The sequence below is a fragment of the Streptococcus pseudopneumoniae genome (assembly GCF_001072375.1).
GTDB classification, from domain to species: Bacteria; Bacillota; Bacilli; order Lactobacillales; family Streptococcaceae; genus Streptococcus; species Streptococcus pseudopneumoniae_L.
Genome location: NZ_JVKV01000080.1, coordinates 1 through 12,356, shown reverse-complemented (window position 1 = coordinate 12,356; position 12,356 = coordinate 1). Strand labels below are relative to the sequence as shown.

The 12,356-nt window shown below is 39.3% G+C and carries 14 protein-coding genes; 9 read left to right on the top strand and 5 right to left on the bottom strand.

Features of this window, described 5'->3' with window-relative positions; all coding sequences use genetic code 11:
* Positions 1–101: 101 nt before the first annotated feature.
* From ADH31_RS06535 to ADH31_RS06525, 3 genes are read right to left on the bottom strand one after another with little or no spacing between them, the layout of a single operon-like run.
* Positions 102–1,346: an NAD(P)H-dependent oxidoreductase gene (locus ADH31_RS06535; protein WP_049503885.1), complete on the bottom strand. Its 1,245-nt coding sequence runs from the start codon at positions 1,344–1,346 to the stop codon at positions 102–104.
* An 18-nt stretch (positions 1,347–1,364) separates the two neighbouring features.
* Positions 1,365–1,970: an NADPH-dependent FMN reductase gene (locus tag ADH31_RS06530; RefSeq protein ID WP_049503883.1), complete on the bottom strand. Its 606-nt coding sequence runs from the start codon at positions 1,968–1,970 to the stop codon at positions 1,365–1,367.
* A 34-nt stretch (positions 1,971–2,004) separates the two neighbouring features.
* Positions 2,005–2,925, bottom strand: coding sequence for an FAD:protein FMN transferase (locus ADH31_RS06525; protein ID WP_025171319.1), 921 nt, complete (start codon positions 2,923–2,925; stop codon positions 2,005–2,007).
* Between the two features lie 317 nt (positions 2,926–3,242).
* Here ADH31_RS06525 and nox point away from each other — a divergent pair, with 317 nt between their 5' ends.
* Positions 3,243–4,622 carry a H2O-forming NADH oxidase gene (nox, locus tag ADH31_RS06520; RefSeq protein ID WP_000036803.1) on the top strand — a complete coding sequence of 460 codons (1,380 nt, stop codon included), beginning with the start codon at positions 3,243–3,245 and terminating at the stop codon, positions 4,620–4,622.
* Between the two features lie 93 nt (positions 4,623–4,715).
* Here the strand turns inward: nox and ADH31_RS06515 are convergent, their stop codons facing one another.
* Entirely contained in the window at positions 4,716–5,573 is an 858-nt protein-coding gene (locus tag ADH31_RS06515; protein WP_049509669.1) for a YitT family protein, read from the bottom strand.
* 61 nt (positions 5,574–5,634) lie between these two features.
* On the bottom strand, positions 5,635–7,290 hold the full coding sequence (locus ADH31_RS06510) for an Rqc2 family fibronectin-binding protein (protein WP_049509668.1): 1,656 nt from the start codon (positions 7,288–7,290) through the stop codon (positions 5,635–5,637).
* Between the two features lie 104 nt (positions 7,291–7,394).
* Between ADH31_RS06510 and ybeY the strand changes: the two genes are divergently transcribed.
* Genes ybeY through secG form a run of 8 tightly spaced genes read left to right on the top strand, consistent with a single transcriptional unit; the run spans position 7,395 to position 12,270 of the window.
* The gene (gene ybeY, locus ADH31_RS06505) at positions 7,395–7,892 is read left to right on the top strand and encodes an rRNA maturation RNase YbeY (protein ID WP_049509666.1); all 498 of its coding nucleotides are present in this window, start codon (positions 7,395–7,397) and stop codon (positions 7,890–7,892) included.
* Positions 7,873–8,268 carry a diacylglycerol kinase family protein gene (locus tag ADH31_RS06500; RefSeq protein ID WP_000378151.1) on the top strand — a complete coding sequence of 132 codons (396 nt, stop codon included), beginning with the start codon at positions 7,873–7,875 and terminating at the stop codon, positions 8,266–8,268. Before ybeY ends, ADH31_RS06500 begins: the two co-directional genes overlap by 20 nt.
* Positions 8,269–8,284: 16 nt before the next feature.
* Positions 8,285–9,184 (top strand): GTPase Era, encoded by a 900-nt coding sequence (era, locus tag ADH31_RS06495; RefSeq protein ID WP_000143255.1) that lies wholly within the window; start codon positions 8,285–8,287, stop codon positions 9,182–9,184.
* 48 nt (positions 9,185–9,232) lie between these two features.
* Positions 9,233–10,057 (top strand): DNA-formamidopyrimidine glycosylase, encoded by an 825-nt coding sequence (gene mutM, locus ADH31_RS06490; RefSeq protein ID WP_001114615.1) that lies wholly within the window; start codon positions 9,233–9,235, stop codon positions 10,055–10,057.
* Positions 10,057–10,662: a dephospho-CoA kinase gene (coaE, locus tag ADH31_RS06485; RefSeq protein WP_000516161.1), complete on the top strand. Its 606-nt coding sequence runs from the start codon at positions 10,057–10,059 to the stop codon at positions 10,660–10,662. Before mutM ends, coaE begins: the two co-directional genes overlap by 1 nt.
* Positions 10,649–11,848, top strand: coding sequence for a multidrug efflux MFS transporter (locus ADH31_RS06480; RefSeq protein ID WP_001156292.1), 1,200 nt, complete (start codon positions 10,649–10,651; stop codon positions 11,846–11,848). The genes coaE and ADH31_RS06480 overlap by 14 nt, the downstream gene beginning before the upstream one ends.
* Complete coding sequence (gene rpmG, locus ADH31_RS06475) at positions 11,848–11,997, top strand: 50S ribosomal protein L33 (protein WP_001809104.1); 150 nt, start codon at positions 11,848–11,850, stop codon at positions 11,995–11,997. Before ADH31_RS06480 ends, rpmG begins: the two co-directional genes overlap by 1 nt.
* A gap of 39 nt (positions 11,998–12,036) precedes the next feature.
* Positions 12,037–12,270, top strand: coding sequence for a preprotein translocase subunit SecG (gene secG / locus ADH31_RS06470; protein WP_000282514.1), 234 nt, complete (start codon positions 12,037–12,039; stop codon positions 12,268–12,270).
* The last annotated feature ends 86 nt before the right edge of the window (positions 12,271–12,356 follow it).

The window sequence follows — 12,356 nt, the reverse complement described above, 5'->3', positions numbered from 1 at the left end:
TATATGTTACTGACTTCGTCAGTTCTATCTACAACCTCAAAGCAATACTTTGAGCAACCTGCGGCTAGCTTCCTAGTTTGCTATTTGATTTTCATTGAGTATTAGTTACTTGCCCCAGATGTAGCATCCGCGTCTCCATGACCTCCATCACCGTGACCTCCGGCATCAGATGCACCTGAAGTAGCATCTGCGTCACCGTGACCGCCAGCAGGAGCAAATGGTCCGCTGCCTCCTACCAAGCGTTGACCTGTTTCTTTCAAGTACCAGTCAAGCCATGGTTGGAAGTTAAAGACAATTTCATTGATACCAGCATATGATCCGTCAGGATAGTACATTGCTTGGTAGTTGTGAGTGTTAATAACACCTGCAGGTGAACCAGGAACGATTGTACGTACGTATTCTTGGTTACCATTGCGAAGTGTTCCGATAACCCACTCAACATTTTTCATACGTGCTGGTGGAAGTGAATCGTGAATGGTTGACATACGGCTACCAGATTGAGATGGTACACGTTTTGCAAACATTGTATCAGGGTCTTGGTGAGCGTTGTTGTAGTAGAGGAATTGGTTGTTATCGTCAGCGTATGTCAATTCAAAAGGCATAGCTTTCAAGAACATATCGATTTGGTTAACAGTCAAGATACCATGGTCAAGCTTAACGTACGTATCACCGGATACAGCACCTGTAATTTCTGCAACTTTTTCTACCCATTCTGGATCATCAGGGTCAACTTCTGTAATCGTTGTAGCGATTGGTTTTCCACAATCCAAGTCTTCTGGTTCAATTGGTTTTGGTTTTTTCAATTTAGAAACGACTCCTACGTATTTGACAAAGTTATCTAAGCAAGTTTCAAGGAATTTAACAGTTCCTTCGTTAATAATATCTCCATTTGCATCAAAAGCTTCTTTAGCTTTTCCAAGGAGGAATTCATTACCTGGTAATGTGTAAGCATTCACTCCTGGTGCATCAAGAATCTTACGAAGGTGAACTTGAGCACGAGAAGTTCCTTGATCATAGTATGAAGCACCCACAATCATGACTGGTTTGTTTTCAAACGGATGCACTTCGTATGAAAGCCATTCAAGTACAGACTTAAGTGAAGCAGAAATAGTGTGGTTGTGCTCAGGAGTTGCAATAATGACACCATCTGCACGAGTAATTTTATTGTAAAGTAGGCGCAACTGGAAGCTGTCGTCCCATTTTTCGTCTTGGTTAAACATTGGAACTTCATCGATTTCCAAAACCTCTAGTTCAAATTTAATTTTAAACTGACGGCGGATGAATTCCAAGAGTTTGCGGTTATATGATTGATCGTAGTTTGATCCAACAAGTCCAACAAATTTCATTCTATTTTGTCTCCTATCTTACAAATTTTCCCAGTCAAATTCTTCTGCATCTTTACGAAGCAATTCTTGTGCGCTACGCAATTTTTCAGTAATCTTGACAAAGATACGGAAGTCATCAAAGATGGCATCCAATTTATTAATGACGTCAAGATCTACCAAGTCACCATTCTTATCGAAAGCTTGAAGAGAGTGAGAAAGTAAGAATTCATCAGGAAGAACTGTTGCTTTAATCTCAGGAGCATTCAAAATTTGACGAAGTTGCAATTGAGCACGTGAAGAACCGAGTGTACCGTATGAAGCACCAGTAATCATAATTGGTTTGTTCAAAAGTGGAAATACTCCGTAAGAAATCCAAGCAAGGGCGCTCATAAGAACAGCTGGAATTGAGTGGTCGTATTCTGGAGTACCGATGATAACACCATCAGCTGCTTCGATTTTAGCTACGATTTCCATAGCTTCAGCTGGAATTTGTTTGTCGGCTGGTTTGTTGAAAACTGGAAGATTTTTAATTTCGACCAATTCGATTTCTGCTTTATCAGCAAAGTGTTTTTGCATATATTGAAGCAGTTGGCGGTTTGTGGAACGTTTAGAGTTAGTTCCTACAATAGCAATAAGTTTTAGCATGAGCTTTCCTTTCTCTTTTTGCATTATTTATTATTTATCTTTGGATACCGGATGAACAAGCGATATGTCCATCTTTATCAATAAGGATGGCTTCGATTCCATCGATATTTTCGATTTGCCACATGATAGAAGCGCTACGTTCACCAAACAATCGTGTGGTCCATATCTCACCATCAACTGAGCGGTCAGATATAATCGTTAAACTAGCCAAATCCGTCTCAATAGGATAGCCAGTTTCGCTGTCGAAAATGTGATGATAATCCTTTCCATCGATTTCAAGATGCCGTTCATAAATTCCAGATGTAACAACTGACTTTCCAGTAATAGATAAGGTCATCAGGTGATTCCCACGTGGATGATTAGGGTCTTGAATACCAATTTGCCAAGGTTGTCCATTTCTGGCTTGGTTATTACCAATGGTAAGGATATTTCCCCCAAGATTGATAAGAGCAGAAGTGACACCATTTTCTTTTAAGAAAGTAGCAACCTTATCTGCGCTATAGCCCTTCGCTAAACAACCTAAATCAATTTTCATTCCTTTCTTTTCTAAGAAAACAGTAGAAGAAATTGAATCAAGTTTGATAAAACGGGGATCTATCAATGGTAAAACCGAAGAAATTTCTTCAGGACTAGCAACTTTTGCATCGGAAAAACCAATACGCCAGGTTTGTACCAAAGGACCAATGCTGATATTGAGATGACTTCCAGGAGCTAGACTGTGTTCTAATCCTAAAGAAATCAGTTCAAACAGATCAGGGTGTACCTTAACTGGGGCAATTCCCGCCTGATAGTTAATTTCCATCAATTCCGATTCGATACTATTTGCATTAAATCGAAATTCAAGTTCTTTTAGCAAATCAAAAGCTTGACGGAGAAGATTATCCGCTTGTTCATGTACCAAGGAAATAGTAATCGTAGTTCCCATTAACCGTTCAGATAATGAACTGAGAGGCAAAGAATCAACTCCCTTCAAATCAATTGGAAATAGTTGTAAATCCAGATATGAAAGCAATCTGAAGATTTAAATTTCATTTCCATATAAATAGAATATCATAAAGTCAGCGTTTTCACAAATTATTTTTTACAAAAAGTCAAGAAATATGCTTGAATAAATAAAAAATGTGCAAAAAACTTTGGAAAGGTTGAAAATAAATTAATATATATTTCAAAAAAATTTCAAAAAAACAGCAAACTAGTCAAAAAGCTTGTAAACGCTCACAGATAATGATATACTAGAAAGGTAAATAAAAAATTAAAGGTAGGAATTATCTTATGAGTAAAATCGTAGTCGTGGGTGCTAACCACGCTGGAACTGCTTGTATCAACACTATGTTGGACAATTTTGGAAGTGAAAATGAAATCGTTGTCTTTGACCAAAACTCAAACATTTCATTCCTAGGATGTGGAATGGCTCTTTGGATTGGTGAGCAAATCGATGGTCCAGAAGGTCTCTTCTACTCAGATAAAGAAAAATTGGAAGCAAAAGGTGCTAAAGTTTATATGAACTCACCAGTTCTTTCAATTGACTATGATAACAAAGTTGTAACTGCTGAAGTTGATGGAAAAGAACACAAAGAATCATACGAAAAATTGATCTTTGCGACTGGTTCAACTCCAATCTTGCCACCAATCGAAGGTGTTGAAATTGTTAAGGGTAACCGCGAATTCAAAGCAACTCTTGAAAATGTACAATTCGTTAAATTGTACCAAAACGCAGAAGAAGTTATCAACAAACTTGCTGACAAGAGCAAACATCTTGAGCGTATCGCTGTTGTCGGTGGTGGATACATCGGTGTTGAGCTTGCTGAAGCATTTGAACGTCTTGGAAAAGAAGTTGTCCTTGTTGATATCGTAGATACAGTCTTGAACGGTTACTACGATAAAGACTTCACGCAATTGATGGCTAAGAACTTGGAAGACCACAATATCCGCTTGGCACTTGGACAAACTGTTAAAGCTATCGAAGGTGACGGTAAAGTTGAACGCTTGATCACTGACAAAGAAACATTCGATGTTGACATGGTTGTTCTTGCAGTTGGTTTCCGTCCTAACACAGCTCTTGCTGATGGCAAGATTGAACTTTTCCGCAACGGTGCCTTCCTTGTAGACAAGAAACAAGAAACATCACTTCCAGGAGTATTCGCTGTGGGTGACTGTGCGACTGTTTATGACAACGCTCGTAAAGACACTAGCTACATCGCTCTTGCATCAAATGCTGTACGTACTGGTATCGTAGGTGCTTACAATGCTTGTGGACATGAACTTGAAGGAATCGGTGTTCAAGGATCAAACGGTATCTCAATCTATGGTCTTCACATGGTTTCAACTGGTTTGACTCTTGAAAAAGCTAAAGCTGCAGGCTACAATGCTGTTGAAACAGGCTTCAACGATCTTCAAAAACCAGAATTTATGAAACATGACAACTATGAAGTAGCAATCAAGATTGTCTTTGATAAAGATAGCCGTGAAATCCTTGGTGCTCAAATGGTATCACGTGATTCAGCAATCAGCATGGGAATTCACATGTTCTCATTGGCTATCCAAGAACATGTTACAATCGACAAGTTGGCATTGACAGACCTATTCTTCTTGCCACACTTCAACAAACCATACAACTACATCACAATGGCTGCACTTACAGCTGAAAAATAATGACTTGTAAAACGGAAGATTTTTTTCTTCCGTTTTTATCATCAAAAAAATAGTAACTTCGAATTTGAAGTTACTATTTTTGTTGTCTATATATTAGGAAGTTTCTTCATTCACAAATGTGAAGCCTTCCCCAAGAATTTCGTGAGCTTCAGTGATGGTGATAAAGGCCTTAGGATCAATCGTATGAATCAATTCTTTCATCTTAATCATTTCATTTCTTGCTACGATACAGTAGATAATTTTTAAATCTTTTTGACTGTAGTAACCTTGTCCAGATATGAAGGTGACACCTCGACCTAACTCTTCATTGATTTTATCTGCCACTTCCATAGGCTTTTGAGTGATAATCATAAAACCTTTTCCAGCATATCCGCCTTCACCAATCAAGTCAATAACTCTTGAGACGATGAAGTCAAATAGAAGTGTATAAGTAACGAGACGAAGGTCTTGGAAGATAATTAAAATGAGCATTAAGATGAGGAAGTCTAGTGCAAAAAGTAATTTCCCCACGGAGATATTGGTATACTTGTTCAGAATTCGAGCGACGATATCTGTTCCACCAGTGGTACCACCAGCATTGAAGATAATACCTAGACCAAGTCCCAAAAGAACACCTGCAACTAAAGCCACGATGACCAGATCTCCCTCAAGATTAAAGCTGAGAGGAACCTTTTCAAAGATTGCTAGCCAAATGGATAAGGAAATAGTACCAAGCAGGCTGCTGTATAGGGTCTTTGCACCAAATATTTTCCAGGCTAAAATGAATAATGGGATATTGATGATGAGGTTCATCACGGAGATAGGGATGTTAAAGAGATAATAGGTAATCAAGGTGATTCCCGTTGCTCCACCCTCGAATAAGTGGTGGGGCACAACAAAATACGTGAGTCCGAAGGCATAAATGGCAGCTCCGAATATAATGGTTAAAATAGATTTAATATGCCGTAGCATTGAACGCACCTCCCATTTTTAATTGAGTCTATAGCAGTAACAGCCCACCAGTATACAAGACTTATTTGATTTTCATGGACTGAATTTTTTCAGGGTCGGGTGTAACACGGAGGGTCTTTTGCCCAGTATAGGTGACAAAACCAGGTTTTCCACCAGTTGGTTTGTTGAGTTTTTTAACTTCAATCATATCCACCTGAACGAGGTTGGAGAGACGTCCCTTAGAGAAGTAGGCTGCAAGTTCTGCAGCGTCTGTTTTAACCTCATCAGTAGGATTGAGATTGCCTGAGATAACAACGTGACTTCCAGGAATATCCTTAGCGTGGAACCAGAGCTCTTCTTTACGGGCCATTTTAAAGGTCAATTCCTCGTTTTGTAGGTTATTGCGCCCCACATAGATGATCGTTTTTCCATCACTAGCTAGATACTGCTCAGGTTTCTGTCGTTTCTGGATTTTTTCCCTTTGTCTTCTGCGGATAAATCCTGTTTGGATCAATTCTTCACGAATTTCAGCAATCTCATCGAGTCCGGCTTGATTGAGGACAGTTTCGACACTTTCTAGATAGAGAATGGTTGCCTTGGTTTCTTCAATCAGGTCAGTCAGGTATTTAACAGCTTCTTTTAATTTCTGATAGCGTTTGAAGTAGCGTTGAGCATTTTGGTTTGGAGTTAAAGCCTTATCAAGTGCAATCGTGATAGGCTGGTTGGTGTAGTAGTTTTCTAAAATGACCTGATCTTGGTCATTGGGAACTTGATGAAGGAAAGTGGTTAGTAACTCACCTTTTTGACGAAATTCTTCTGCATTTTCGGTAGCCAGAAGTTCTTTTTCCTGTTTCTTTAGTTTTTGACGATTCTTTTGTAGTTCGTTTTCGACGCGACGTATGAGTTCGCTAGCCTGTTGTTTCACACGGTCACGTTCGGCTTTATCCTTGTAATAGACATCAAGTAATTGTGAAAGACTGTCAAAATTCTCCGCTGTTTTACTAGAAAAAGGCACACAAGAAAAGGATTTATCTGTTAGGCAAGGTTTGGTTTCTTGTCCAAAGAAGTTCCGGAAAGTGGCTAGTTTATCATTAAGCAGTTGTCTTTCTAACTCGGTTGCTGTATCTCTTCCCAAACCTTGAAAGAGGTTTTGAAGATTTTTAGCAGTTAACTCTTGGGTTTGTAGAATCTCAAAGAGTTTTTCGTCCTTGACCATAAAAGGATTGAGAGCTTCTGTACTTGGAGGAGCGATATAAGTAGCACCTGGTAATAAGGTACGGTAGCTATTTTGAGAGAAACCGATATGCTTGATAACTTCAAGAATTTTGTGACTAGACTTATCTACAAGGAGAATATTGCTGTGTTTGCCCATAATCTCGATAATAAGCGTGGCTTGGATATGGTCCCCAATCTCGTTTTTATTGGAAACCGTGATTTCCACGATACGATCGTTTTCAATTTGCTCGATTGACTCGATAACTGCTCCTTGAAGGTACTTTCTCAATACCATAATAAAAGTAGATGGCTGAGCAGGGTTTTCAAAGGTGGACTCTGTTAACTGGATGCGTCCAAAAACTGGATGGGCAGACAGGAGCAAACGATGGCTTTGGCGATTGCTACGGATTTGCAGGACCAATTCTTGGTCAAAGGGTTGATTAATCTTTTGGATGCGACCATTTAGTAGTTCAGTTCGCAATTCCTCAACCATGTGGTGTAAAAAAAATCCATCAAATGACATGGTTCTCTCCTCGTGAATGTATTCCATAGTATTATATCAAAAAGGTAGAATAAAATCATAGAAATGTGATATAATAAAGCCAAGTAAAGAGAATCGAGAAGCACATGTATATTGAAATGGTAGATGAAACTGGAAAAGTTTCAAAAGAAATTTTAGAACAAACACAGGAAATTTTAGAATTTGCTGCAAAAAAAATTGGAAAAGAAGACAAGGAAATGGCGGTCACATTTGTGACCAACGAACGAAGCCATGAACTCAATCTAGAGTTTCGTGATACCGATCGTCCAACAGATGTTATCAGTCTTGAATATAAGCCGGAGTTAGAGATTGCCTTTGATGAGGAAGATCTGGAAAATGATCCCGACTTGGCAGATATGATGTCAGAATTTGATGCTTATATCGGTGAGCTTTTCATTTCCATTGATAAGGCACATGAGCAAGCTGAGGAGTACGGTCATAGTTTTGAACGTGAAATGGGCTTCTTGGCAGTGCACGGCTTTTTACACATTAACGGCTATGATCACTACACTCCCGAGGAAGAAGCGGAGATGTTCGGTTTACAAGAAGAAATTTTGACAGCCTATGGACTCACAAGACAATAAACGAAAATGGAAAAATCGTGACCTAATCTCCAGTTTAGAATTTGCCATTACAGGGATTTTTACTGCGATTAAGGAAGAACGTAACATGAGAAAGCATGCAGTGACGGCTCTAATAGTTGTCCTTGCAGGTTTTGTTTTTCAGGTGTCACGAATCGAATGGTTATTTCTACTTTTGAGCATTTTCATGGTAGTAGCTTTTGAGATTATTAATTCAGCTATTGAAAATGTAGTAGATTTGGCTAGTCACTATCACTTTTCTATGTTGGCAAAAAAAGCTAAAGACATGGCAGCTGGTGCCGTGCTTGTGGTCTCTCTTTTTGCCGCTTTGACAGGTGCACTTATCTTTCTCCCACGGATTTGGGATTTATTATTTTAAACAGTAAGAGGAAATTATGACATTTAAATCAGGCTTTGTAGCCATTTTAGGACGTCCAAATGTAGGGAAGTCAACTTTTTTGAATCACGTTATGGGGCAAAAGATTGCCATTATGAGTGATAAGGCGCAGACAACGCGCAATAAAATCATGGGGATTTACACCACTGATAAGGAGCAAATCGTCTTTATCGATACTCCTGGAATTCACAAGCCTAAGACAGCACTCGGAGATTTTATGGTAGAGTCAGCCTATAGCACCCTTCGTGAGGTGGATACTGTTTTATTCATGGTGCCTGCTGATGAAGCGCGTGGTAAGGGTGATGATATGATTATCGAGCGTCTTAAAGCTGCTAAAGTTCCTGTAATTTTGGTGGTCAATAAGATTGATAAGGTTCATCCAGACCAGCTCTTGGCTCAAATTGATGATTTCCGTAATCAGATGGATTTCAAGGAAATTGTTCCTATTTCAGCCCTTCAGGGAAATAACGTTTCTCGTCTAGTCGATATTCTCAGTGAAAATCTTGAGGAAGGTTTCCAATATTTCCCTGCGGATCAAATTACTGACCATCCAGAACGATTCTTGGTTTCTGAGATGATTCGTGAAAAGGTCTTACACTTAACTCGTGAAGAAATTCCACACTCAGTTGCAGTAGTGGTGGACTCAATGAAAAGAGACGAGGATACAGACAAGGTTCATATTCGAGCAACTATCATGGTCGAACGTGATAGCCAAAAAGGGATTGTCATCGGTAAAGGTGGTGCCATGCTCAAGAAAATTGGGACTATGGCCCGTCGTGATATCGAGCTTATGCTAGGGGACAAGGTCTTCCTAGAAACTTGGGTCAAGGTTAAGAAAAACTGGCGAGATAAGAAGCTAGATTTGGCTGACTTTGGCTATAACGAAAAAGAATATTAAGAAGAGGTGGGCAGTAGCCTGCTTCTTGTTTTTAGAGAAGGAGGAGTTATGCCTGAATTACCTGAAGTCGAAACGGTTCGACGAGGTCTTGAAAAACTGATTCTAGGGAAGAAGATTTCGAGTATAGAAATTCGCTATCCCAAGATGATTAAGACAGATTTGGACGAGTTTCAAAATGAAGTGCCTGGTCAAGAGATTCAATCGATGGGGCGCCGTGGCAAGTATTTACTTTTCTACTTGACAGATAAGGTTTTGATTTCTCATCTACGGATGGAAGGCAAGTATTTTTATTATCCAACCAATGTTCCTGAACGTAAGCATGATCATATTTTCATCCAGTTTGAAGATGGTGGTACTTTAGTTTATGAGGATCTACGCAAGTTTGGCACTATGGAATTGCTTGCTCCTGAACTCTTAGATGCTTACTTTGCATCTAAAAAGCTTGGACCAGAACCTACTGAGCAAGATTTTGATTTAGGAAGATTTAAACGAGCCTTGAAAAGGTCAAAAAAACCTATTAAATCTCATTTACTTGACCAGACGCTAGTTGCAGGATTGGGAAACATTTATGTAGACGAAGTACTCTGGAGGGCCAAGGTTCACCCTTCTAGACTTTCTAACAGTTTAACTGCTCAAGAGGCCAGAAAAGTCCATGATGAAACGATTAAGGTTTTAGGAAAGGCTGTTGAAAAGGGTGGTTCAACTATTCGCACCTATACCAATGCATTTGGAGAAGATGGCACCATGCAAGAATTTCATCAGGTCTATGATAAAACTGGGCAATCTTGTTCGTGTTGTGGAACCGTAATTGAGAAATTTCAGCTCGGCGGGAGAGGCACTCACTTTTGTCCAAACTGTCAAAGGAGGGACTGATGGGAAAAATAATCGGAATCACAGGCGGTATTGCTTCTGGGAAATCGACCGTTACAGAATTTCTAAGGCAAAATGGGTTTGAAGTAGTGGATGCAGATGCCGTGGTTCACCAACTACAAAAACCCGGTGGACGACTTTATCGGATTTTAGTGGATCATTTTGGGGAGAATATCCTTCTTGAGAATGATGAATTGAATCGACCATTACTTGCCAGTCTTATCTTTTCTAACTCTGAGGAGAGAGAGTGGTCTAAACAAACTCAAGGCCAAATTATCCGTGAAGAATTGTGGGATTTGAGAGACAAGTTAGCTCAGACTGAGGACGTATTTTTCATGGATATTCCATTACTTTTTGAGCAAGACTATGCTTCATGGTTTGATGAAACTTGGCTAGTTTATGTAAGTCGAGATACCCAGCTGGATCGCTTAGTGAAACGAGATTGTTTGACTATAGATGCAGCACAAGCCCGTCTTTCCTCCCAGTGGCCCTTAGAAGAAAAGAAAAAATTGGCTACTTGTGTAATAGATAATAATGGCAGTCGAGAGCAACTTTTGAGTCAGGTAGTGAAATTACTTGAAGGAGGCTATATCCATGCAAGAGATTAGTTGGAAGGATAATCTTCGTATTGCTTGGTTTGGTTGCTTTTTAACGGGGGCCAGCATTTCTCTTGTTGTTCCTTTCATGCCTATTTTTGTGGAACAGTTAGGAGTTAAAGGGGATCAAGTTGCCTTTTATTCAGGTTTAGCTATATCTGTTTCTGCAATTTCTGCAGCCTTTGTATCACCAATTTGGGGAATATTAGCAGACAAGTATGGTCGAAAACCTATGATGATTCGTGCAGGGCTAGCCATGACCATTACCATGGGCGGTTTAGCTTTCGTTCCAAATGTTTTCTGGCTCTTGTTCTTACGATTCCTTAATGGAGTTTTTACAGGATTTGTTCCAAATGCAACAGCCTTGATTGCTAGTCAAGTACCCAAAGATAGGTCTGGATACGCTCTAGGGACTTTATCAACTGGTGTTGTCGCTGGAACTTTGACTGGCCCCTTTGTCGGTGGACTCATTGCCGAAATTTTTGGCATTCGAAATGTCTTTTTATTAGTTGGTAGTTTCCTATTTTTGGCTGCTTTCTTAACCATTCTTTTTATCAAAGAAAAATTCCAACCAGTATCGAAAGAAAAAGCCCTTCCCACAAGAGAACTTTTTACCTCTGTCAAATACCCTTTTATCCTGTTGAATCTATTTCTAACTAGTTTTGTGATTCAATTTGCCGCCCAATCTATCGGTCCCATCCTTGCCCTTTATGTACGAGATTTGGGACAGAAAGAGAATCTTCTTTTTGTCTCTGGTTTGATTGTATCCAGTATGGGATTTTCAAGTATGATGAGTGCAGGTATCATGGGTAAATTAGGTGATAAAGTGGGCAATCATCGACTCCTTGTCGTAGCTCAGGTATATTCAGTTTTCATATATCTATTATGTGCAAATGCGACTAGCCCATTCCAATTAGGCTTCTATCGTTTTCTATTTGGTCTGGGGACAGGAGCTCTGATCCCTGGTGTAAATGCACTCCTTAGCAAGATGACCCCCAAATCAGGCATTTCAAGGGTATTTGCCTTTAATCAAGTCTTCTTTTATCTAGGAGGAGTGATAGGTCCCTTAGCAGGATCAGCAGTAGCGGGACAATTTGGCTATCACTCAGTATTTTATGCAACAGCTCTTTGTGTAGCTCTCAGTTGTTTATTTAACCTTATCCAATTTAGAACATTATTAAAAGTGAAGGAAATCTAGTGCGAGTAAAAATCAATCTCAAATGCTCCTCTTGTGGCAGCATCAATTATCTAACCAGTAAGAACTCCAAAACCCATCCAGACAAGATAGAGGTCTTAAAGTATTGCCCAAAAGAAAGAAAAGTGACTCTACATCTTGAATCTAAGTAGAAATTATGGTAGAATAATAGGGATTTTAAGGAGTTTGATATGTATAACCTATTATTAACCATTTTATTAGTATTATCTGTTGTGATTGTGATTGCAATTTTCATGCAACCAACTAAAAACCAATCTAGCAATGTATTTGATGCCAGTGCAGGTGATTTGTTTGAACGTAGCAAAGCGCGTGGTTTTGAAGCTGTGATGCAACGTTTGACAGGAATTTTAGTCTTTTTCTGGCTAGCCATTGCCTTAGCATTGACGGTATTATCAAGTAGATAAGAAAATAATGGGCGAGACTAGGTCTTTGCCTATTTTTATTTTTAAAAGAAATAAGGTTTTACACCAAAAAGAAATTAATATAAATC